Below are 22,065 nucleotides of genomic sequence, written 5' to 3'. Positions count from 1 at the left end.
ACCATGCCCGACCAGTCCATCCCTCAGGTCCGCACATCCCCCGAGGCGTCCCGGGCGTCCGAGACGTCCGAGCCCGCGGGCGGCCGCGGCATCTCCCGGCGGGCCCTGCTCGGCACCGCTGGCGCCACCGGTCTCGTGCTCGGCGCGGCGGGCGGGGCCGTGGGGTACGCCGCCGCCCCCGCCCAGGCCACCCCGCTGACCTCGGTGGGCTCCGACCGGGCGATGTTTCACGGGAAACATCAGCCCGGTATCACCGAGGGGCTTCAGGCGCACGGTCATCTCGCCGCCTTCGACCTGGTGGCGGGCGCGGGCCGCAGGGAGGCGGCGGCACTGCTGCGCCGCTGGTCCACGACGGCCGAGCGGCTGATGGCGGGCGAGGCCGCGCCGCACGACGACACCGATGTGGCCCGCGACGCCGGGCCGTCCTCGCTGACGATCACCTTCGGCTTCGGGCACTCCTTCTTCGGCAGGACCGGTCTGGAGAAGCAGCGGCCGACCGCACTGGATCCGCTGCCGGACTTCTCCTCCGACCACCTCGACAAGGCGCGCAGCGACGGCGACCTGTGGGTGCAGATCGGTGCGAACGACGCCCTGGTCGCCTTCCACGCCCTGCGTGCGATCCAGAAGGAGGCAGGCGGTGCGGCCCGGCTGCGCTGGCAGATGAACGGCTTCAACCGCACCCCGGGCGCCACCGCGCACCCCATGACGGCCCGCAACCTCATGGGCCAGCTGGACGGCACCCGCAATCCGAAGCCGGCCGACTCCGACTTCGACCGGCGGATCTTCGTACCCGCCGCGGGCGAGCCCGCCTGGATGGCGAACGGCTCCTATGCCGTCGTACGCCGCATCCGCATGCTCCTGGACGACTGGGAGAAGCTGTCCGTGCCGGCCCAGGAGGCGGTCATCGGGCGCCGGAAGTCCAACGGGGCGCCGCTGTCCGGAGGCGACGAGACAACCCCGATGGACCTGGAGAAGACCGACGCCAAGGGCGAGTACGTCGTCCCGCTCAACGCGCACGCCCGGATCACCCGGCCCGACAAGAACGGCGGCGCGGCCATGCTGCGGCGCCCCTTCTCCTACCACGACGGCTTCGACGCGGACGGCACGCCGGACGCCGGTCTGCTGTTCATCTGCTGGCAGGCGGACCCGCTGCGCGGTTTCGTACCGGTGCAGCGCAAGCTCGACCGAGGCGACGCGCTGTCACCGTTCATCCGGCACGAGGCGAGCGGACTGTTCGCGGTGCCGGGCGGGGCGGCGAAGGGCGAGTATGTGGGACAGCGGCTGCTGGAAGGGTGAATGTCCGGCCTCAAACCACCCGGTCGTGTGGTGTTCATGGGACAGCGAAGCCGCTCTGCCCTGCGCCCATTAGGGTGAGGACATGCCAGCGAGCTATGCGTATCTCGGCCCGGAGGGCACTTTCACCGAGGTCGCCCTGCGGACGCTCCCGGAAGCGGCCACCCGGGAGCTGATCCCGTATGTGTCGGTGCAGTCCGCGCTGGACGCGGTGCGGGCCGGGGACGCCGAGGCGGCGTTCGTACCGATCGAGAACTCCGTCGAGGGCGGCATCACCACCACCCTCGACGAGCTGGTCGCGGGCGAACCGCTGATGATCTACCGCGAGGTGCTGCTGTCGATCACCTTCGCGCTGCTCGTCCGGCCCGGCACGGACCTCACGGACATCAAGACGGTCTCCGCCCACCCCGCGGCCCAGCCGCAGGTGCGCAACTGGCTGCGGCGGCATCTCCCGGACGCGACGTGGGAATCGGCCGCCTCCAACGCGGACGCCGCCCGCCTGGTCCAGGAAGGCCGTTACGACGCCGCTTTCGCGGGCGAGTTCGCCGCGGCCCGGTACGGCCTGACGGCGCTGGAGACCGGGATCCACGACGCGGAGAACGCACAGACCCGTTTCGTGCTGGTCGGCCGCCCGGCCCGGCCCGCCGCGCCGACCGGTGCCGACAAGACCTCGGTGGTGCTGTGGCAGCGCGACGACCACCCCGGTGCCCTGCGGGACCTGCTGGGCGAGTTCGCCTCGCGCGGGATCAACCTGATGCTGCTGCAGTCCCGGCCGACCGGCGCCGGCATCGGCAACTACTGCTTCTGCATAGACGCCGAGGGTCATATCTCCGACCGGCGGATGGCGGAGGCGCTGATGGGGCTGAAGCGGATCTGTCTCCAGGTGCGTTTCCTCGGCTCCTATCCGCGTGCGGACATCAAGCCGGACGATGCTCCGGGGACACGGCCGGGAACCTCGGACGAGGAGTTCATGGCGGCGGCGGACTGGGTGGCGCGCTGCCAGGACGGCCGGTTCTAGCCAGCCCTACCTGCATATCATCGTTATCCACAGAAGTTATCCACAGGTGCCCTTCTCGACCTGGGGACAAGTCGACAGACAAGGGCGACCGGGTCGACAAATCGCCCTGCAGCCCCTGGATCGGGACACCGTCACCCGGTTCACCCTTCGCCCATCCGTTTCCTTTGGTTCATCTTTCAGGGCGACCGTTTTCCACCCGAAGGCAGGTGTCGAGGTGGTTTGACCCGGGAATTCTTCCCTCCGTTCCTCACTTCCGGAGTGATCAATTCCGAAGTCCACAGACCTTCCACACAGCCTGTGGATAACTCTTCGGAGGGTGTGGATTTCTGTGGACAACCGACCCGCCAAGTCCCGTTCTCCACAAGGGAATCCAGTCAACCCGAGGCCCGACGCATGCCCCGTCCCAGGGAGTGAGACACTTTTCCTTGACACGCTCGGCAATTACGGCATAACGGAACGTAAGTCGCGAATCAGAACACGTCGGAATAGAGATTCGTGAGCGGCAACCCGGCACCGGTAGCCTTGGCCTCGTGATTGACCTTCGCCTGCTCCGTGAGGACCCCGACCGTGTGCGCGCGTCCCAGCGCGCCCGTGGAGAGGACGTCGCGCTCGTCGACTCCCTCCTGTCTGCCGACGAGCGGCGCAGGTCCTCCGGCGTCCGCTTCGACGAACTGCGCGCCGAGCAGAAGCAGCTCGGCAAGCTGATTCCCAAGGCCACCGCCGACGAGAAGGCCGAGCTGCTCAAGCGTGCCGAACAGCTGAAGGCCGACGTCAAGACCGCCGACGCCGAGCGCGACGCGGCCGACGCCGAGACCCAGGAGCTGCTGCTCCGGCTCGGCAACCTCGTCCACCCCGACGTGCCCGTCGGCGGCGAGGAGGACTTCGTCACGCTGGAGACGCACGGCACCATCCGTGACTTCGGTGTCGAGGGCTTCGAGCCCAAGGACCACCTGGAGCTGGGCCAGCTGCTCGGCGCGATCGACGTCGAGCGCGGCGCCAAGGTCTCGGGCTCCCGCTTCTACTTCCTCACCGGCGTCGGCGCCCTGCTGGAGCTCGCCCTGGTGAACGCCGCGATCGCGCAGGCCACGGCGGCCGGCTTCACCCCGATGCTCACCCCGGCGCTGGTCCGGCCCCAGTCCATGGCCGGCACCGGCTTCCTCGGCCAGGCGGCCCAGGACGTCTACCACCTCGACAAGGACGACCTGTACCTGGTCGGCACCTCCGAGGTCCCGCTGGCGGCCTACCACATGGACGAGATCATCGACGCCGACAGGCTGCCGCTGCGGTACGCCGGCTTCTCGCCGTGCTTCCGCCGTGAGGCCGGCTCGCACGGCAAGGACACGCGGGGCATCTTCCGTGTGCACCAGTTCGACAAGGTCGAGATGTTCTCCTACGTCGCGCCGGAGGACTCCCAGGCCGAGCACCAGCGGCTGCTGGAGTGGGAGAAGCAGTGGCTGACCTCGCTGGAGCTGCCGTTCCGCGTCATCGATGTCGCCAGCGGTGACCTCGGCGCCTCGGCCGCCCGCAAGTACGACTGCGAGGCGTGGATCCCGACCCAGGGCAAGTACCGCGAGCTGACCTCGACCTCGGACTGCACCGAGTTCCAGTCCCGCCGCCTGTCGATCCGCGTCCGCGACGGCAAGCAGGTCAAGCCGCTCGCCACCCTCAACGGCACGCTGTGCGCCGTACCGCGCACGATCGTGGCGATCCTGGAGAATCACCAGCAGGCCGACGGCTCCGTCCGGGTCCCCGAGGTGCTGCGCCCGTACCTGGGCGGCCGGGAGGTCCTGGAGCCGGTCGCCAGGTGACCGGTTTCCCGTACCGACTGATCGCCACCGACCTCGACGGAACGCTCCTGCGCTCCGACGAGTCGGTCTCCCCGCGCACCCGTGACGCGCTCGCCGCGGCCACCGCGGCGGGCGCGGCCCACATCGTCGTCACCGGGCGCGCGGTCCCCTGGACCCGGCACATCCTGGACGACCTCGGCTACGACGGCCTGGCCGTCTGCGGCCAGGGCGCGCAGGTCTACGACGCCGGAGCGCACCGCCTGCTGACGTCCGTGACCCTGGACCGGCAGCTGGCGGGCGTGGCGCTGGCCAAGATCGAGGCCGAGGTGGGCCCGCTGTACCTGGCGGCCAGCCGGGACGGTCTGGACGGCGAGGTGCTGGTGGGCCCGGGCTACGCGGTCACGGGCAAGCTCCCCGCCACCCCCTTCACGGACGCGTCCGACCTGTGGACGGCTCCGCTGGGCAAGATCTACATACAGCATCCGACGATGGGCGACGACGAGCTGGCGGACGCCGCCCGGCAGGCTGCCGGGGGCTTCGTCACGGTCGCCATGGCGGGCCAGGGCATCGTGGAACTGCTCCCGCTGGGCCTGTCCAAGGCCACGGGCCTGTCTCTCGCCGCCCGCCGTCTCGGTCTGAGGGCCGCGGACACGATCGCCTTCGGCGACATGCCCAACGACATCCCGATGTTCACCTGGGCGGCCCACGGGGTGGCCATGGGAAACGCTCACGACGAGCTCCGCGCGGTGGCCGACGAAGTGACGGCCTCCCATGAGGAGGACGGGATCGCGATGGTGCTGGAGAGACTGCTGCCGTAGTCGCGGTGCCCCGCCGTGGGTCCTGCGGTCCGCTGCCGAGTGCGGGTGGATGGTGGGCCGATCGCGCAGTTCCCCGCCCCCCGGGAGGTGCGGTTCCGCCTGCTCTCTGGGCACCGCCGCTGCTGCGGACGGTCGTGCCGCTGGGGCGGCACGGGTGGGCGCAGCAGCACTTCGTCAGCGCCGCATTGCGCGACTCACCCGGCCACCCCAGCGCAGAGTGCCCCCTTGCAGCAGGGGGCCACGGGGAAGGCGGCCCACGCGAGAGCGACATCGCGTGCTCGAAGCGGCCGCCCCGGGCTGCCCCTTGGGCTCCACGGTGGGGTAACTACACCGGAGCCGGCCTCGGGCCGCCCTGTCGGGAGCTGGGCGTACTGCCGTGCATGGACATCGCCCACCTCCACTCCCAGTTCGCGACGCCGGGACACTCCCGGCGGATGGGGCACAACCACTCTGCCCCGCCGCCGTGTTGGGCGCCACCCAATTACATCCGGGCCCGGGCGGACGGCTCGGCGGTCTCGGCGGCGCGTACGAAGTCCTCGTCCAGCACGGGCCCGTCCCAGACTTCGCCCCCGGGCCGCCCGTGCCCGCCGGTCCCCGGTATCTGCTCTGCCATCAGCAGCCTCCTACCGTTCATCCGCTTTGCCCAGTGTGCCCGGACCGGTGTGAGCTCCTCGTCAAGCCGCCGGAGGCCTACTCCTCGCCCGCCAGCTTCAGCGTCCGCAGCTTCTGACCGGCGTACCAGGTGGCCAGCACGGTGACCGCCACCAGCAGCACGGTGGCCGTCGGCAGGCCCACCTCCGAGGTGACCAGGTCGCCTCCGGCGATCTTGTGGGCGACGGCCAGCGACCACTGCTGGACGCTCAGCGTGCGCGCCCCGGGCACCAGGGACCCGAACAGGGCCTCCCAGACGAGTGCGTAGACCAGCCCGAAGACCACCGCGTGCCGGGACACCGTGCCGAGGAGCAGGAAGAGCGCGGAGTACGCGATGGAGGAGACCAGTGCGGCCACCGTGTAGGCGACGGCGATCTGCTGACCGTTGCCGTTGAGGATCAGGCCCGCGATCAGGGTCGGTACCGCCGAGAAGACCATGGTCACGGCGATGGCGACGATCAACTTGGTGAAGATGATCGCGGGCCGCTTCAGCGGCTTGGACAGCAGGTAGACGACGGAGCCGTCGTCGATCTCCGGACCGATCGCGCCCGTACCGGCAATGACACCGATGATCGGCACCATGGTGGCGATCGCGAAGCCGCCGAGCACGTCGGCGGCGGTCTGGTCGTCGGCTCCGGTCAGGCCGCGCACGGCCACGGAGAGCACGATCAGCAGCAACGGCAGCGCCGCCAGGATGAGGGCCCGACGGCGGCCGAGCAGGGCCCGGTAGGTGAGCCGGGCGACGGTGGGGTCGTACATCTTCGGCCTCCTACGCCGCGACCAGATACGAGAAGACGGACTCCAGGGACTCGTCCGACGGCGAGACCGTGAGCAGCCGGATGCCGTGGTCCCGGGCGACCTTCGGCAGCAGGGCGGTGAAGCGGCCGAAGTCGACGGCCTGGATGCGCAGCGCTCCCTCGGTCAGGTCGACCTCGATGCCGGCCGTCGAGGGGTCGGCGATCAGTGCGGCCGCGAGGGCGCGGTCGTCGCTGGAGCGGACCAGATAGCGGTGCGGGCGGTCGGTCATCAGCCGGCGGATCCTGCGGAAGTCACCGCTGGCCGCGTGCCGTCCGGCGACGACGACCTCGATGTGCCGGGCGAGCTGCTCGACCTCCTCGAGGATGTGCGAGGAGAACAGCACGGTGCGGCCCTCGTCGCCCATCTTCCGCAGCAGGTCCATCAGTTGCATGCGCTGGCGCGGGTCCATGCCGTTGAACGGCTCGTCCAGCAGGAGCAGCGACGGGTCGTGGACCAGCGCGCTCGCCATCTTCACGCGCTGCCGCATGCCCTTGGAGTACGTGGAGATCTTCCGGTCCTGCGCGTACTCCATCTCGACCGTGGCGAGGGCCCGCCTGGCCGCCTTGTCGCCGAGTCCGTGCAGTTCGGCATTGGCGACGACGAACTCACGCCCGGTCAGGAAGTCGTACATCGCCTCGCGTTCGGGGACGATGCCGATGTGCTGGTAGATCTGCTCGTTCCGCCACACCGGCTGTCCGTCGAGGGTGACGGTGCCGGTGGACGGGGCGAGGAAGCCGCCCATCATGTTGATCAGGGTGGACTTTCCGGCGCCGTTGGGGCCGAGCAGGCCGGTGACGCCGGGGCCGATGGTCATGGTGATGTCGTTGACGGCGACCACGTTGCCGAACCAGCGGGAGACGTGGTCGATGTTGAGGGTCGTCACAGTCCCACCTTCTTGTAGCGGCGCATCAGCAGGCCGTAGCTGCCGGCGATCAGGGCGAGCACGACCAGGACGTAGACCACGCCCTGTCCGGCCGACGGGTCGATCGCGCCGGGGTTGCGGGCGGTCGCGCCCAGGAAGGCCGACTGGACGCCGTCGATGAGCGTGACGGGCGAGAACAGGCCGATCCACGGGATGGCGCTGGAGTGGTTCTGTACGTCGGCGATGGCCTGGAGCGTACTGACCGCGCCGTAGGAGATGATCATCACGGCGATCACCGCGGCGATGCCGAAGCCCCGGCGCGGGGTGACGGCGGCGATGACCAGGCCGATGCCGGCGAAGAGCAGGGAGAGCAGGGCCACGGAGACCAGTCCCTCGGCGAATTCCTTCGTCTGGTGGGCGAAGCCCAGCTTGGACAGCAGCGCGCCCACGTACATCACGAGCAGGGGAGCGGCGGTGAGGACGAAGATCGCCGAGGCGAGCGCGGCGAACTTGGCGCGGACGTAGTCGGCGGTTTCGATGGGCCGTGAGAAGTACAGCGGCACGGTCTTGAAGCGCAGGTCGCGGGAGACGGCCTGGGGTGCCTGTGCGGCGACGTACAGACTGATCACGGCCTGCATCATGATCGCGTAACGGGTGTAGGCCACCGGCAGTTCGTGCGCCTTGGTGGCGACCGCGACGGCCACCATGATGGCCGCGGGCACGCACATCACCGCGAACAGCAGCATCGGCAGCACCTTGGTCTTGGCCGAGCGGCCGAGGCCGTAGGCGCCGCGCAGGGACTGCGAGTACAGCGAGCGGCGGGCGTAGGCGCGGCCGAGGCGGGGGCCGTCGTAGCCGCGGTAGCCGATGTCGTGGATGCGGGTCTGGTCGCCCGCGGGCGAGGTCAGGGGCTGCACGGGGTGCTCAACCGCCATGGCCGACGGCCTCCTTCCGCTGCTCGTCGTTGCTGTTCTGCTCGTCCTGGCTGGTGAACACCTCGGAGATGTGGTGCCGGCGCTGCTCCATGCGGACGAGGCCGAGCCCGAGGTCGGCGACGACGTCCCGGACCAGGTCGTAGGTCTCCTCGCCCTGGGCGGTCAGCAGCAGGATGTGTCCGGCACCGGGCAGCCCCGCACCCTCGGCGTGGGTGTCCACCCCGCGCGCGTGGAGCGCGTCGCGGACCGCGCGGGTGCCGTCGGGGTGGGTGTCGCTGTCGGTGACCTCGATCGCGAGGGTGGTCGTGGTCTGGGTGAAATCGGTGGTGGAGCTGGAGCGCAGCAGTGTGCCGCCGTCGATGACGACGACGTGGTCGCAGGTGCGTTCCAGTTCGCCGAGGAGGTGGGAGGTGACCAGCACCGAGATCCCGAACTCGGTGTGGATGCGGCGGATCAGGCCGAGCATCTCGTCCCGGCCGACCGGGTCGAGGCCGTTGGTCGGCTCGTCCAGGAACACCAGCTGCGGGTCGTGCACCAGCGCCTGGGCGAGCTTCACGCGCTGCTTCATGCCGGTCGAGTAGCCGCCGATGGGGCGGTAGCGCTCCTCGTACAGGCCGACGTGGCGCAGCGTGTCCGCGGTGCGTTCGCGGGCGGCGGTGGGCGGCAGGCCGGCCATGCGCGCCATGTGCACGACGAACTCGGTGGCCGAGACGTCGGGCGGCAGGCAGTCGTGCTCCGGCATGTAGCCGACGCGCTCGCGGATGGCGCCGCCCTTGGTGGCGACGTCCAGGCCGAGCACCTCGGCGCGGCCCTCGCTCGCGGGGGACAGACCCAGCAGGATCTTGATCAGGGTGGACTTGCCGGCGCCGTTGGCTCCGACGAGTCCGGTCACACCGGGCCCGATGTCCACGGACAGCCGGTCGAGCGCGGTCACCCGGGGGAACCGCTTGCTCAGGCTTTCGGTCGCGATCACAGTCACGCCTACGACGGTAGTGACCCGGGCCACGCCGGGCGTCAGACCTCAGAGCCGTCTTCGCGTCAGACCCAGGTATTACGGGGCCCTAGGGGATGCCCTGCCTCAGGGTTACCGCGAGTTGTCCACAGGCCGCCGACCCTCCTATTGACGCCGCCTCTAACAACTGTCACATTCACCAGTGTCAAGTTACGGACGCGTACCGCGGTCGGCTGGACGAGTCGACGGCACGACGGGACGGGGCGGCATGACGACGACAGTGAGCAGCGAACTCTCCGTGGAACTGGGAGGGTTCAGGCGGGTGCAGCGCCTCGCCTACGAGTGCGCGGAGGCGGTCGCGGCGCGGCTGGAGCCAGGTGTGACCGAACGCGAGGCGGCGCGGATGCAGCGCGAATGGCTGCGCGAGCGCGGGGTGCGGGACTGGTTCCACCTGCCCTTCGCCTGGTTCGGCGACCGCACGGCGTTCGTGAACTTCCGCATCCCGCTGCAGTTCTTCCCCACTGACCGCGCCCTGGAGCCCGGGATGCCGTTCATCCTGGACATGGCGCCGGTGTACGAGGGATGCACGGCGGACATCGGCTACTCGGGCTCGCTCGGCGTCAACCCGGTGCAGAACCGGCTGATGGCCGACCTGGAAGCCCATCGCGAGCTGATCCTGCGCGAGGTGCGCGAGCGGCGTCCGCTGCGCGAGATCTACGAGGACGTGGACCGTCTCATGGTCCGCCAGGGCTGTGCCAACCGGCATCGCGCGTACCCCTTCGGCGTGATCGCCCACAAGGTGGACCGCGTGAAGCAGCGCCGCTTCTCCCCCCACCTCTTCGGGTTCGGTACGCAGTCCCTGAAGGGCCTGGCCGCCGACGCGCTGCACGGCCACCGCGAGGGCTGGTCGCCGCTGTGGTCGCCGTACCGCTTCTCGGACCATCCGCCGCAGCCGGGCCTGTGGGCGGTGGAACCACACCTCGGCTTCCGGGGGACGGGCGCGAAGTTCGAGGAGATCCTGGTGGTCACGGACTCGGCGGACCCCGAGGAGAGCGCCTTCTGGCTGGACGACGATCTGCCGCACGTGCGGCGCTGGGCGGAGGACAAGTGACACTGCAGGGCGCGCGCGAGCGCTGGGTACGGACCGGTGGGGTCGAGCTGTGCGTGGCCGAGCTGGGCGACCCGGAGCAGCCGACGGTGGTACTGGTGCACGGCTACCCGGACAGCAAGGAGGTCTGGTCGGAGGTCGCCGTCCGCCTCGCCGACCGCTTCCACGTGGTGCTGTACGACGTCCGGGGCCACGGCCGCTCGACGGCCCCCCAGCCGCTGCGCGGCGGCTTCACGCTGGCCAAGCTCACCGATGACTTCCTGGCCGTCGTGGACGCGGTCAGCCCGGACCGCCCGGTCCACCTGGTCGGTCACGACTGGGGGTCGGTGCAGTCCTGGGAGTTCGTGACGGTGGGCCGCACCGAGGGCCGTATCGCCTCCTTCACGTCGATGTCCGGGCCGTCCCTGGACCACTTCGGGCACTGGATCAACGCGCGCGTGAAGCGCCCGACGCCCCGCCGGGTGGGCCAGCTCCTCGGCCAGGGAGCCAAGTCCTGGTACGTGTACCTGCTGCACACGCCGGTCCTGCCCGAGCTGGCCTGGCGCGGTCCGCTCGGCAAGCGCTGGCCGAAGATCCTCCAGCGGGTCGAGAAGGTGCCCGGCGGCGGCTATCCGACCTCCTCGCTGCCCACCGACGCGGCGCACGGCGCCTGGCTGTACCGCGACAACGTCCGCGCCCGGCTGAGGAGGCCCCGCCCCGACGCATACGCGCACGCGCCCGTGCAGCTCATCACGCCCCAGGGGGACGTGTTCCTCTCCGAGCGTCTCTACGACGACCTGGAGCAGTGGGTGCCCCAGCTGACCCGCCGTACGCTCCCGGCCAAGCACTGGATCCCGCGCACCCGGCCCGATCAGCTCGCCTCCTGGGTCGGGGAATTCGTCCTGTCCGTGGAAGGCGGCCGCCCGGAGCCGAAGGCCACCGGCCGCCATGCCGAACGGTTCGGCGGCCAGTTGGTTCTGGTCACCGGCGCGGGCAGCGGCATCGGCCGGGCCACGGCGTTCGCGTTCGCGGAGGCCGGCGCGCGCGTGGTGGCCGTCGACCGCGACACCGAGGCCGCGGCACGCACCGCCGAGCTGTCCCGGCTGGTCGGCGCGCCCGAGGCGTGGGCCGAGACGGCCGACGTCTCCGACGAGCAGGCGATGGAGAAGCTCGCCGAGAAAGTGCACCGCGCGTACGGCGTGCCCGATGTGCTGGTCAACAACGCGGGCATCGGCCTGTCGGGCTCGTTCTTCGCCACCACGTCCGACGACTGGCGCAGGGTCCTCGACGTGAACCTGTGGGGCGTGATCCACGGCTGCCGGCTGTTCGGCGGGCGGATGGCCGAGCGCGGCCAGGGCGGCCACATCGTCAACATCGCCTCGGCGGCGGCCTTCCAGCCCTCCCGGGCCCTGCCCGCCTACAGCACCTCCAAGGCGGCGGTGCTGATGCTCTCCGAGTGCCTGCGCGCCGAACTCGCCGGTCAGGGCATCGGTGTCACGGCGATCTGCCCGGGTTTCGTCAATACCAACATCACCGCCACGGCTCGCTTCGCCGGTGTGGACGAGACGGAGGAGCGCCGCCGCCAGAGGAAGTCGGCCCGGCTGTACGGCATGCGCAACTACCCGCCGGAGAAGGTGGCCGAGGCGATCCTGGACGCGGTGGCCCGCAACCGGGCGGTCGTCCCGGTGACCCCGGAGGCCCGCGGCGCCCACCTCATGTCCCGTTTCCTGCCGGTGGTGTTGCGGCGGGTCGCGCGCGTGGAGCCGAGGCTGTGACATGACCGACCCGCCGCCCCAGCGGACCTACCGCATCGAGGACCTCGCCCACCACACCGCCACCACGGTCCGGACCATCCGTGCCTACCAGGACCGCGGTCTGCTCCCCCGGCCCGAGCGCCGGGGCCGGGCCAACGTCTACTCCGAGGCGCATGTCACCCGGCTCCACCAGATCGCCCATCTCCTCGACCGCGGCTACACGCTGGCCTCGATCAAGGAGCTGCTGGACGCCTGGGACACCGGCCGCGGTCTGGGCGGGGTGCTCGGCCTGGTCGCCGAGGTGGAGGGGCCATGGACGGACGAGCGCCCCGACCGTCTCACGCGGGCCGAACTGGACGCGCGCTTCGGGGGCAGACCCGACGACGACGCGGTGAGCGAAGCCGTCGAACTCGGTGTGCTGGAGCGGATCGACGGTGACCCCGACGCGTTCCTCGTACCGAGCCCCCAAGAGCTGGCCGTGGCCGTGGAGTTGCACGCGGCCGGGGTGCCGCTCTCCGCGATCTCGGGTCATCTACGGGAGTTGAGGGGCCAGGTCGAGCACATCGCCGCCCGTTTCCTGGAGTTCACCACCGAGTACGTCTTCGCCCGCTACCTGGACGATCCCGAGCGCCGCACGGACGCGCACGCGGCGGAGGCCGCCTCGCTCGTGCGCCGGCTGCGCCCGCTGGCCCAGCAGACGATGGACGCCGAACTGGCTTGCGCCATGCGTGCATTGGCGACCCGGCATCTGCGGACGCGTCTCGGCGCACAGCAGCCCCCGGAAGAGCAGCCCTACGCCCGTTCCGTCTCCCTTCCGGCCAGGACGATCGATGCCGTGGAAGGGCTCGTTGGGCGCACACACGTTTCCGACTTCATCGCGCTGGCAGCCGAACGCGAGGTGATGGCACGCACGTTGGACGGGTTCGCCACAGGCTTCGTAAGGACAGGGAAGTTGGCGAACCATCCTAAAAGGTGCATCACTTGTCCACAGATTCTCCAATTCGCTTGTGGATAACTCCACTTGGTTGTGGATCAAACCCATGAAGAAAAAAATCTGCGTGATTCACGCCTCTCCCGCACGCTGGTCGTATGAACGGGCCATACGACGAAAGACGCACCGTGAAGGTGTCGAAGTACCTCTCCAGGCACCTGCGCCACCAGCCGGAGGGAATCGGGCTCACGCTCGACCCGGGCGGCTGGGTGGAGATCGACACGTTGATCGCCGCGGCCGCCGCACACGGCTTCCGGTTCACACGTGAGGAACTGGACCATGTCGTGGCCACCAACGACAAGCAGCGCTTCGCGATCGAGGGCACCAGGATCCGGGCCAGCCAGGGCCACAGCATCGACGTGGACCTCGGCCTGCCCCCGGCCACCCCACCGCCGTACCTCTACCACGGGACCGTCGCCCGGAACCTGGACGCGATCCGCGCCACCGGCCTCAGGCCGATGAGCAGACACGACGTCCACCTCTCCGCCGACCGTGAGACCGCCACCCGGGTCGGCGCCCGCCGCGGCCGCCCCGTGGTGCTCGTGATCGACGCCGGCGCCATGCACCGCGACGGCCACGTCTTCCGCGTCAGCGCCAACGGGGTCTGGCTGACGAGGGCCGTACCCCCGCGCTACCTGCGCTTTCCGGGACCCCACTGACACGGGATACCGGCTCACGGCTGTGATCGGCGGTACGGACCAGTCGTCGGCTTCCAGGCATGGTCCTGCTCGTTGTGTGGCTGAGCACATGCGCTCGGTGACCGTTTGGTCCCTTGTCCGTGGGGCCGCTTACTCTCGAACGCATGACTCTGCGCCTGAGCACCGTGATCCTGCCGTACCGCCGCTGGAGCGAAGGCGGCCGTTCGGCCTGGGTGCGGGCCGAGCAGCTCGGCTTCCACACCGCGTACACCTACGACCACCTGTCCTGGCGCAGCTTCCGTGACGGGCCCTGGTTCGGCGCGATCCCGACCCTGACGGCCGCCGCCGGCGTCACCGAGCGGCTGCGTCTCGGCACGCTGGTGACCTCGCCGAACTTCCGGCACCCGGTGACCCTTGCCAAGGAGCTGATCTCCCTCGACGACATCTCCGGCGGCCGGATCACCCTCGGCATCGGCGCCGGCGGCACCGGTTTCGACGCCACCGCGCTGGGCCAGGAACCGTGGAGCCCGCGCGAGCGCGCCGACCGGCTCGCCGAGTTCGTGCCGCTGCTGGACCGGCTGCTCACCGAGGACGCGGTGACGCACGAGGGCCGCTTCTACTCGGCGCACGAGGCGCGAAACATCCCGGGCTGTGTGCAGCGGCCCCGGCTCCCGTTCGCGGTGGCGGCCACCGGCCCGCGCGGCCTGAGGCTCGCCGCGCGGCACGGGCAGGCCTGGGTGACCACCGGCGATCCGAAGCTGTACGAGTCCGGCACCCCGGAGCAGTCCGTCGAAGCCCTGCGCGGGCAGATCACCAAGCTGTCCGAGGCCTGCGCGGACGCCGGGCGGGACCCGGCCGGCCTGGAGAAGATCCTGCTCACCGGCTTCACTCCGGACCGCGCCCGGCCGCTGCAGTCCCTGGACGCCTTCGTGGACTTCGCCGGCCGCCACCAGGAGCTGGGCTTCACCGAGATCGTGATCCACTGGCCCATCCCGGACTCCGACTTCGCCGCGGACGAGAAGGTCTTCGAGCAGATCGCGATGGAGGCCGTGGCTCAGCTGAGCTGACGGGACCGGGGCTTCGGGCGTCTGGGCTTGCGAACGTCGGCCCGGAGCCGGGGCTTCGGGCGTCCGAACTGGCGGACGCCGGACGGGAGCCGGGGCTTACGGGAGCGGGGGCTTACGGCGTCGGACGCCGAGCCGTGGCCGACCGAACGTCTGGACCGACGGGCGCTGAGGGTCATCTGTGTCTCATCTGTGCGCAGTCCCGCACGGCCGTGCTGGCATATGCGTGAGAATGGCCGGGTGACCTCAGCGACCAGACAGCCCGGAACCCCGTCCGCCGCCGTACGTCCGCGGCTGATCGCCACCGACCTCGACGGCACACTGCTGCGCGACGACAAGTCGGTCTCGCCCCGCACGGTCGCCGCGCTGGCGGCCGCGGAGGAGGCGGGCATCGAGGTCTTCTTCGTCACCGGCCGCCCGGCCCGCTGGATGGACGTCGTCAGCGACCACGTCCACGGCCACGGCCTGGCGATCTGCGGCAACGGCGCCGCCGTGGTCGACCTGCACGGCGGCCCCGGCGCGCACCGCTTCGTGAAGGTGCGCGAACTGGCCCGCGAGAACGCCCTGGACGCCGTACGACTGCTGCGCCAGGCGGCACCCGGCACGGTGTTCGCGGTCGAGCAGACCTACGGCTTCCACCAGGAGCCGGACTATCCCAAGCTGCACATGGAGATACCGGACAACCTCCTGCCCGCCGAGCAACTCCTCGCCCCTCACGGCCCGGACGCCGACCAGCCCGTGCTCAAGATCCTGGCCTACCACCCGGACCTCGACCCGGACGCCTTCCTCACCCTCGCCCGGCTCGCGATCGGCAACCGCGCCAACGTCACCCGCTCCAGTCCCAGCGCCCTGCTCGAACTGAGCGGTCCCGACGTTTCCAAGGCCAGCACACTCGCCCTGTGCTGCGCCGAGCGCGGCATCTCGCACGAGGAGGTCGTCGCCTTCGGCGACATGCCCAACGACGTCGAGATGCTGAACTGGGCCGGCCACTCGTACGCCATGGGCAACGCCCACCCGGACGTCATCGCCGCCGCGTCGGGCCGTACGGTCGCCAACAACGAGGACGGTGTCGCGGTCGTCATCGAACAACTGCTCGCGGAAAGCTTCTGACCGGGCCGGTCCCGTCGAGCGACTCAACCCGCCCCCACCAACGACTCCGCCTCCGCCTCCCACCGTGCCAACGCCCGCAGCGGGCCGTCGGTCGCGAGCAGCTGCGCATAGGTGCCCCGCTGCACCACCCGGCCCGCGTCGAGGACGATCACCTCGTCCACCGCCTCCAGGCCGGCCAGCCGGTGGGTGATCAGCAGCGTCGTACGGCCCTCCGTGGCGGCCAGCAGATCGGCGGTCAGTGCGTCGGCCGTCGGCAGGTCCAGGTGCTCGGCGGGCTCGTCGAGGACCAGGACGGGGAAGTCGGCCAGCAGGGCACGGGCCAGTGCCAGCCGCTGCCGCTGGCCGCCGGACAGCCGCGCTCCGTGCTCGCCGACGAGCGTGTCCAGGCCGTCGGGCAGCCCGTCCGCCCAGTCCAGCAAGCGGGCCCGGTCCAGCGCCCGGCGCAGCTCGGCCTCGGTGGCGTCCTTCCTGGCCAGCAGCAGGTTCTCGCGCACCGAGCTGCCGAAGATATGCGCGTCCTGCGCACACAGTCCGACAAGCCGCCGCACGTCGTCACCGGCCAGCGCATGGGCGTCCACACCGGCGAGCGTGTAGGAGCCCTCCCGTGGATCGAGGAAGCGCAGCAGCACCTGGGCGAGCGTCGTCTTGCCGGAACCCGACGCCCCGACCACCGCGATCCGCCGGCCCTCCTCCAGGGTGAGGTCGAAGCCGGCCAGCGCTTCCCGCCGCTGCCCCTCATACCGTGCGGCCAGCCCCTTGACCACCAGAGGGAAGGGCGAGGCGGGCGCCTGCCGGGGCCGTTCGGGCTCACGCACGGGCTCCGGGGCATCCAGCACCTCGTGGACACGGTCGGCGCTCCGCCGCACCCGCTGCCGGTAGCGCACGGCGAGCGGCAGCCCCAGTACGGCCTCGAAGGCGGCCAGCGGAGTGAGGACGACCACGGCCATCGCCACGCCGTGGAGCCGGCCCCCGGCCACCGCCTGGGCGCCGAACAGCGCGGTCGCCGTGACGGTCAGACCCGAGATCAGCGCGGTGAGCCCGTCGCCGAGCGCCGTCACGGCGGCGGCACGCGAGGCGATCCGGGTGAGGGTGCCGTCGGCTCGCCGGGCCGCGTCCGTACGGGCGGGCAGCGCACCGGCGACGGTCAGCTCGGCGGTGCCGGTGAACAGGTCGGTGACGCGGGTGGCGAGGACTCCCCGGGCAGGGGCCAGCCGTCGCTCGGTCCGCCGGGCCACGGTCGCGGTGACGAGCGGGACACCGACGCCGGCCGCCACGAGGCCCGCCGCGAGGGCGGCACCGGCCTCGGGCAGCAGCCAGGCCGTGAAACCGACGGAGACAGCCGACACGGCGACGGCGACCGACGCGGGCAGCAGCCAGCGCAGCCAGTAGTCCTGGAGCGCATCGACGTCCGCGACCAGCCGGGTCAGCAGATCGCCGCGACGGACGGTCCGCAGTCCGGCAGGTGCCAGCCGCTCCAGACGCCGGTACACGGCGACGCGGGTGTCGGCCAGCATCCGCAGCACGGCGTCGTGCGACACCAGCCGCTCGGCGTACCGGAAGACGGCCCGCCCGATCCCGAAGGCCCGCGTGGCCGTCACGGCCACCATCAGATACAGCACCGGAGGGTGTTGCGAGGCCCGCGAGATGAGCCACCCGGAGGTCGCCATCAGCCCCACTGCACTACCGAGCGCCAGACACCCCAACACCAGCGCCAGCACCAACCGCCCCCGCCGGGCCCCGCCGAGCCCCCGCACCCACCCCAGCACACCCCGCGGACGCCGCGGACGCCCCGAATCCCCATCCCCCGCCCCACTCCCGACCCGGCCGGACCGAGAGACCGAGGTGTCACTGTCCAGCCGACCGAGTCGGGTGGCAGGTGGGCGAGGCCGGGGGTCCAGGGGGTGGAGCCCCCTGGGAGTCTCACCGTCGCACCGGTACGCCACCGGCTCCGCATCCCCCAGCCGCACCACCCGATCGGCCACCGCCAACAACGCCGGCCGATGCACAACAAGCAGCACCGTGCGCCCGACAGCAAGCCGCCGCACCGCCGCGACAATCTCCCCCTCCGTCGCCCCGTCCAGCGCAGCGGTCGGCTCATCCAGCAACAGCACTGGCCGATCCGCAAGAAAGGCCCGAGCCAGAGCCAACCGCTGGCGCTGCCCCGCCGACAGCCCGGTCCCGTCCTCGCCGAGCACCGTCTCGGCCCCGTCGGGCAGCGCGTCCACGAACTCCAGCGCACCCGCATCCCGCAGCGCCCCGCGTACGGCACGGTCGTCCGCATCCGGCCGGGCCAACCGCACGTTCTCCGCGATGGTCCCGGCATACAGATGCGGCCGCTGCGGCACCCATGCGATCCGCGACCGCCACTCCTGCAGATCGAGGTCCGCGAGATCCGCTCCCCCGATCCGCACCCGTCCCTCGCTCGGCTGGACGAACCCGAGCAGCACGTTCAACAGCGTCGACTTGCCCGCCCCGCTCGGCCCCACCAGCGCAACCGTCTCGCCGGACTCGACACGGAACGACACCTCGCTCACGGCGTCCAGGGAACGCCCGGGGTAGCGCACGGTGACCCCGTCGAAGACCACCGCGCCCGCAGGGACCGCACCGGTACCCGACGCCGGAACCGGCGTCTCCAGCACACTGAAGATCTCCTCCGCAGCGGCCAGCCCCTCCGCCGCCGCGTGATACTGCGCGCCTACCTGACGCAGCGGCAGATAGGCCTCGGGCGCCAGCACCAGGATCACCAGGCCGATGTACAGGTCCATCTCGCCGTGTACGAGCCGCATGCCGATCGTCACCGCGACCAGGGCGACCGACAGCGTGGCCAGCAACTCCAACGCGAAGGACGAGAGGAAGGCGATCCGCAGGGTCCGCAGGGTGGCCTCGCGGTACTCGCCAGTGATCCGGCGGATGGACTCGGCCTGTGCCTTGGCCCGGCCGAAGACCTTCAGCGTGGGCAGTCCGGCGACCACGTCCAGGAAGTGCCCGGAGAGCCGCGACAGCGCGCGCCACTGACGGTCCATCCGGGACTGGGTGGCCGAGCCGATCAGCATCATGAAGAGCGGGATGAGGGGCAGGGTGCCGACGATGATCGCTGCCGACACCCAGTCCTCGGTGACGATCCGCGCCAGCACCGCCACCGGTACCACCACCGCAAGCCCCAACTGCGGCAGATAACGCGAGAAGTAGTCATCGAGGGCGTCGGCCCCGCGCGTGGCCAGTGTGACCAGCGAACCGGTGCGCTGCCCGGCCAGCCACCCGGGACCGAGCGCCGCCGCCCGGTCGAGAAGCCGTCCCCGCAGTTGGGACTTCACCGCCGCGCTCGCCCGGTGGGCGGCGAGCTCGGTGAGCCAGGCGACAACCGACCGCCCCACGGCCACGGCCGCCAACAGCAGCAGGGGAGTACGCAGTCCGGCGACGGACTCCCCCCGCTGGAACGCTCCGACGACGACCTCGGCGATGAGCATCGCCTGAGCGATGACCAGCCCCGCACCGACGACTCCCAGGCCGACCACCGCCACCAGGAAGCGCCGGGTGGCGCGGGCGTAGCGCAGAAGACGGGGATCGATTGGTTTCACGTGAAACGCATCCTTCGGTCCAGAGGGTGTGTTTCACGTGAAACACACCCTCGGCGGACTCAGTGTGCGGCGTCGGGAGCGATGTGCTGTGTGCCGATCCGCTTGCGGAACACCCAGTAGGTCCAGCCTTGGTAAAGCAGGACGAGCGGCGTGGCGACGGCCGCCAGCCACGTCATGATCTTCAGGGTGTACGGGCTCGACGAGGCATTGCTGACCGTCAGGCTCCAGTTCCCGTTGAGCGTGGAGGGCATGACGTTCGGGAAGAGCGAGAGGAAGAGCATCGCCACGGCGGCCACGATGGTGACTCCGGACAGCGCGAACGCCCAGCCCTCACGGCCGAGTTGATTGGCCACCAGAGCAGCCACCAGAGCGGCGACCGCCACAGCGAGGGCCACCAGGCTCTTGCCGTCACCGCTGTCGGCCTGCGTCCACAGCAGGAAGCCGAGCGCCACGACGGCCGTGACGAGACCGACCCGCAGAGCCAGCTTGCGCGCCCGCACCCGGATGTCACCGACGGTCTTGAGCGCGGTGAAGACCGCTCCGTGGAAGGTGAACAGCGTGAGCGTCACCAGACCGCCGAGCAGGGCGTAGGGGTTGAGCAGGTCCCCGACGGTGCCGACGTACTCGAAGTGCTGGTCGATCTTCACGCCCCGCACGATGTTCCCGAAGGCCACGCCCCACAGGAACGCCGGGATCAGCGAGGTCCAGAAGACCGCTGTCTCCCAGTTGCGCTGCCAGTTCTCCTCTGGACGCTTCGCCCGGTACTCGAAGGCGACACCCCGGACGATCAGGCAGACCAGGATGATCAGCAGCGGCAGGTAGAAACCGGAGAAGAGGGTGGCGTACCACTCCGGGAACGCGGCGAAGGTCGCGCCGCCGGCCGTGAGCAGCCACACCTCATTGCCGTCCCAGACGGGTCCGATGGTGTTGATCAGCACCCGCCGCTCCGGCCGGTTGCGGGCCAGCAGCTTGGTGAGGATGCCGACTCCGAAGTCGAACCCCTCCAGGAAGAAGTAGCCGGTCCACAGGACGGCGATGAGGACGAACCAGACGTCGTGAAGTTCCATGACTGTTCCCCCGGCCTAGTACGAGAAGGCCATCGGCTTGTCGGCGTCACGTGTGTCGCCGCCGATCTTCGTGGGCGGGTTGAGGTCGGCCTCGGTCAGTTCGGGCGGGCCGGCCTTGACGTACTTCGCGAGCAGCTTGACCTCGACGACGGCGAGGATCGCGTACAGCGAGGTGAAGACGATCATCGAGGTGAGGACCTCGCCCTGGGAGACACCGGGGGAGACCGCGTGCCGGGTCTGCAGGACGCCGTAGACGACCCACGGCTGACGACCCATCTCGGTGAAGATCCAGCCCCACGAGTTGGCGATCAGTGGGAAGGCCAGCGTCCAGGTCGCGATGCGCCAGTACCAGGGCGTCAGCTCCGGGCTCAGCGCCTTGTTCTTGAACAGCACCAGATGCGGCACCTCGTCCTCACCGACCCGCAGATGCTGCGGCAGCATGAACTTCTTGCGGGTCAGCCACAGTCCGGCCAGGCCGATGGCGAAGGAGGCCATGCCGAAGCCGATCATCCAACGGAAGCCCCAGAAGGCGACCGGGATGTTGGGCCGGTAGTCACCCGGCCCGAACTTCTGCTGTTCGGCCTTGTTGACGTCGTTGATGCCGGGGACGTACGAGGTGAAGTCGTCGTCGGCGAGGAAGGACAGCAGGCCCGGAATCTCGATCGCGACGCTGTTGTGGCCCTTCTCCACGTCGCCGTAGGCGAAGATCGAGAACGGCGCCGGTTTCTGGCCGTCCCAGAGCGCCTCGGCGGCGGCCATCTTCATGGGCTGCTGCTTGAACATGACCTTGCCGAGGGTGTCACCGCTGATCGCGGTGAGCAGACCGGCGATGACCACGGTGACCAGACCGAGCCGCAGCGAGGTCTTCATCTCGCGGATGTGCTTCTTGCGAGCCAGGTGGTACGCGGCGATGCCCACCATGAAGGCTCCACCGGTCAGGAAGGCCGCGGACAGGGTGTGGAAGGCCTGGCTGAGCGCGGTGTTCTGGGTCAGCACGGCCCAGAAGTCGGTCAGCTCGGCGCGCCCCTTCGCCTTGTCGATCTTGTAGCCGACCGGGTGCTGCATCCACGAGTTGGCGGCGAGGATGAAGTACGCCGACAGGATCGTGCCGATCGAGACCATCCATATGCAGGCCAGGTGGATCTTCTTCGGGAGCTTGTCCCAGCCGAAGATCCACAGGCCTATGAAGGTGGACTCGAAGAAGAACGCGATCAGCGCCTCGAAGGCGAGCGGCGCGCCGAAGATGTCACCGACGAAGCGGGAGTAGTCGGACCAGTTCATGCCGAACTGGAACTCCTGCACGATGCCGGTGACCACGCCCATGGCGATGTTGATCAGGAAGAGCTTGCCCCAGAACTTCGTCGCCCTGAGGTACTTCTCCTTCTCCGTGCGCACCCAGGCCGTCTGCAGCCCGGCCGTGAGGGCGGCCAGGGAGATGGTCAGCGGGACGAACAGGAAGTGGTAGACGGTGGTGATGCCGAACTGCCAGCGCGCCAGTGTCTCCGGCGCCAGAGCCAGGTCCACGTCGTCACTCTCCTTACTACGCCGTGGTACAGCGGCGGTTTGCCCTGTTTATCGCGCATATACAGGGCAATCGGGACGCGCTTGTGAACGCGTTCACATTCACAAGCCATTATGACGCACTGATTTTCGGCAACAAAC

The 22,065-nt window shown here is 70.2% G+C and carries 18 protein-coding genes; 10 read left to right on the top strand and 8 right to left on the bottom strand.

The window, feature by feature from the left end:
- The first annotated feature begins 3 nt into the window (after window positions 1–3).
- The 4 genes from efeB to ACIGXP_RS11750 all read left to right on the top strand — a co-directional run bounded on the left by efeB (window position 4) and on the right by ACIGXP_RS11750 (window position 4,916).
- Window positions 4–1,296 (top strand): iron uptake transporter deferrochelatase/peroxidase subunit, encoded by a 1,293-nt coding sequence (gene efeB / locus ACIGXP_RS11765; protein WP_363214064.1) that lies wholly within the window; start codon window positions 4–6, stop codon window positions 1,294–1,296.
- Window positions 1,297–1,378: 82 nt separating this feature from the next.
- Window positions 1,379–2,311: a prephenate dehydratase gene (gene pheA / locus ACIGXP_RS11760; protein WP_363214065.1), complete on the top strand. Its 933-nt coding sequence runs from the start codon at window positions 1,379–1,381 to the stop codon at window positions 2,309–2,311.
- Window positions 2,312–2,841: 530 nt separating this feature from the next.
- On the top strand, window positions 2,842–4,119 hold the full coding sequence (gene serS, locus ACIGXP_RS11755; protein ID WP_399766956.1) for a serine--tRNA ligase: 1,278 nt from the start codon (window positions 2,842–2,844) through the stop codon (window positions 4,117–4,119).
- Window positions 4,116–4,916 (top strand): HAD family hydrolase, encoded by an 801-nt coding sequence (locus ACIGXP_RS11750; RefSeq protein WP_399766953.1) that lies wholly within the window; start codon window positions 4,116–4,118, stop codon window positions 4,914–4,916. The genes serS and ACIGXP_RS11750 overlap by 4 nt, the downstream gene beginning before the upstream one ends.
- Window positions 4,917–5,397: 481 nt before the next feature.
- Here ACIGXP_RS11750 and ACIGXP_RS11745 read toward each other — a convergent pair whose 3' ends face one another.
- The 5 genes from ACIGXP_RS11745 to ACIGXP_RS11725 form a co-directional block, all read right to left on the bottom strand.
- Window positions 5,398–5,529, bottom strand: a complete 132-nt coding sequence (locus ACIGXP_RS11745; protein ID WP_399766950.1) for a hypothetical protein — start codon at window positions 5,527–5,529, stop codon at window positions 5,398–5,400.
- A gap of 77 nt (window positions 5,530–5,606) precedes the next feature.
- Window positions 5,607–6,326 (bottom strand): ABC transporter permease, encoded by a 720-nt coding sequence (locus ACIGXP_RS11740; protein WP_363214069.1) that lies wholly within the window; start codon window positions 6,324–6,326, stop codon window positions 5,607–5,609.
- Between the two features lie 10 nt (window positions 6,327–6,336).
- Complete coding sequence (locus ACIGXP_RS11735; RefSeq protein ID WP_399766947.1) at window positions 6,337–7,248, bottom strand: ABC transporter ATP-binding protein; 912 nt, start codon at window positions 7,246–7,248, stop codon at window positions 6,337–6,339.
- Entirely contained in the window at window positions 7,245–8,162 is a 918-nt protein-coding gene (locus tag ACIGXP_RS11730; RefSeq protein ID WP_363214071.1) for an ABC transporter permease subunit, read from the bottom strand. The genes ACIGXP_RS11735 and ACIGXP_RS11730 overlap by 4 nt, the downstream gene beginning before the upstream one ends.
- On the bottom strand, window positions 8,152–9,135 hold the full coding sequence (locus ACIGXP_RS11725; RefSeq protein WP_363214173.1) for an ABC transporter ATP-binding protein: 984 nt from the start codon (window positions 9,133–9,135) through the stop codon (window positions 8,152–8,154). Before ACIGXP_RS11725 ends, ACIGXP_RS11730 begins: the two co-directional genes overlap by 11 nt.
- 247 nt (window positions 9,136–9,382) lie before the next feature.
- Between ACIGXP_RS11725 and ACIGXP_RS11720 the strand changes: the two genes are divergently transcribed.
- The 6 genes from ACIGXP_RS11720 to ACIGXP_RS11695 all read left to right on the top strand — a co-directional run bounded on the left by ACIGXP_RS11720 (window position 9,383) and on the right by ACIGXP_RS11695 (window position 15,758).
- Window positions 9,383–10,225, top strand: a complete 843-nt coding sequence (locus ACIGXP_RS11720) for a M24 family metallopeptidase (RefSeq protein ID WP_399766943.1) — start codon at window positions 9,383–9,385, stop codon at window positions 10,223–10,225.
- Entirely contained in the window at window positions 10,222–11,976 is a 1,755-nt protein-coding gene (locus ACIGXP_RS11715; RefSeq protein ID WP_399766936.1) for an SDR family oxidoreductase, read from the top strand. The genes ACIGXP_RS11720 and ACIGXP_RS11715 overlap by 4 nt, the downstream gene beginning before the upstream one ends.
- Window position 11,977: 1 nt before the next feature.
- Window positions 11,978–12,970 (top strand): MerR family transcriptional regulator, encoded by a 993-nt coding sequence (locus tag ACIGXP_RS11710; RefSeq protein WP_399766933.1) that lies wholly within the window; start codon window positions 11,978–11,980, stop codon window positions 12,968–12,970.
- Window positions 12,971–13,044: 74 nt separating this feature from the next.
- Window positions 13,045–13,605, top strand: coding sequence for an RNA 2'-phosphotransferase (locus ACIGXP_RS11705; RefSeq protein WP_399766930.1), 561 nt, complete (start codon window positions 13,045–13,047; stop codon window positions 13,603–13,605).
- Between the two features lie 143 nt (window positions 13,606–13,748).
- Window positions 13,749–14,651 carry an LLM class flavin-dependent oxidoreductase gene (locus ACIGXP_RS11700; RefSeq protein WP_399766927.1) on the top strand — a complete coding sequence of 301 codons (903 nt, stop codon included), beginning with the start codon at window positions 13,749–13,751 and terminating at the stop codon, window positions 14,649–14,651.
- A 219-nt stretch (window positions 14,652–14,870) separates the two neighbouring features.
- The gene (locus ACIGXP_RS11695; RefSeq protein WP_363214078.1) at window positions 14,871–15,758 is read left to right on the top strand and encodes a Cof-type HAD-IIB family hydrolase; all 888 of its coding nucleotides are present in this window, start codon (window positions 14,871–14,873) and stop codon (window positions 15,756–15,758) included.
- 23 nt (window positions 15,759–15,781) lie between these two features.
- Here the strand turns inward: ACIGXP_RS11695 and cydD are convergent, their stop codons facing one another.
- The 3 genes from cydD to ACIGXP_RS11680 are packed head-to-tail and all read right to left on the bottom strand — an operon-like array spanning window position 15,782 to window position 21,927.
- Window positions 15,782–19,336: a thiol reductant ABC exporter subunit CydD gene (gene cydD, locus ACIGXP_RS11690; protein ID WP_399766923.1), complete on the bottom strand. Its 3,555-nt coding sequence runs from the start codon at window positions 19,334–19,336 to the stop codon at window positions 15,782–15,784.
- Window positions 19,337–19,395: 59 nt separating this feature from the next.
- On the bottom strand, window positions 19,396–20,403 hold the full coding sequence (gene cydB / locus ACIGXP_RS11685) for a cytochrome d ubiquinol oxidase subunit II (RefSeq protein WP_399766920.1): 1,008 nt from the start codon (window positions 20,401–20,403) through the stop codon (window positions 19,396–19,398).
- Window positions 20,404–20,418: 15 nt separating this feature from the next.
- Window positions 20,419–21,927, bottom strand: a complete 1,509-nt coding sequence (locus tag ACIGXP_RS11680; protein ID WP_399766917.1) for a cytochrome ubiquinol oxidase subunit I — start codon at window positions 21,925–21,927, stop codon at window positions 20,419–20,421.
- Window positions 21,928–22,065: the final 138 nt, after the last annotated feature.

Source organism: Streptomyces sp. NPDC053069, assembly GCF_044546895.1.
GTDB lineage: Bacteria > Actinomycetota > Actinomycetes > Streptomycetales > Streptomycetaceae > Streptomyces.
Note: the sequence above shows the minus strand (reverse complement) of the source record. Positions and strands in the feature narration are given on the sequence as shown.

Bases quoted from the DNA above. Each gene is read 5' to 3' on its own strand.
- efeB (WP_363214064.1), top strand. From the start codon at position 4: ATGCCCGACCAGTCCATCCCTCAGGTCCGCACATCCCCCGAGGCGTCC.
- pheA (WP_363214065.1), top strand. From the start codon at position 1,379: ATGCCAGCGAGCTATGCGTATCTCGGCCCGGAGGGCACTTTCACCGAG.
- ACIGXP_RS11745 (WP_399766950.1), bottom strand. From the start codon at position 5,529: ATGGCAGAGCAGATACCGGGGACCGGCGGGCACGGGCGGCCCGGGGGC.
- ACIGXP_RS11740 (WP_363214069.1), bottom strand. From the start codon at position 6,326: ATGTACGACCCCACCGTCGCCCGGCTCACCTACCGGGCCCTGCTCGGC.
- ACIGXP_RS11730 (WP_363214071.1), bottom strand. From the start codon at position 8,162: ATGGCGGTTGAGCACCCCGTGCAGCCCCTGACCTCGCCCGCGGGCGAC.
- ACIGXP_RS11720 (WP_399766943.1), top strand. From the start codon at position 9,383: ATGACGACGACAGTGAGCAGCGAACTCTCCGTGGAACTGGGAGGGTTC.
- ACIGXP_RS11710 (WP_399766933.1), top strand. From the start codon at position 11,978: ATGACCGACCCGCCGCCCCAGCGGACCTACCGCATCGAGGACCTCGCC.
- ACIGXP_RS11705 (WP_399766930.1), top strand. From the start codon at position 13,045: ATGAACGGGCCATACGACGAAAGACGCACCGTGAAGGTGTCGAAGTAC.
- ACIGXP_RS11700 (WP_399766927.1), top strand. From the start codon at position 13,749: ATGACTCTGCGCCTGAGCACCGTGATCCTGCCGTACCGCCGCTGGAGC.
- ACIGXP_RS11695 (WP_363214078.1), top strand. From the start codon at position 14,871: ATGCGTGAGAATGGCCGGGTGACCTCAGCGACCAGACAGCCCGGAACC.
- cydB (WP_399766920.1), bottom strand. From the start codon at position 20,403: ATGGAACTTCACGACGTCTGGTTCGTCCTCATCGCCGTCCTGTGGACC.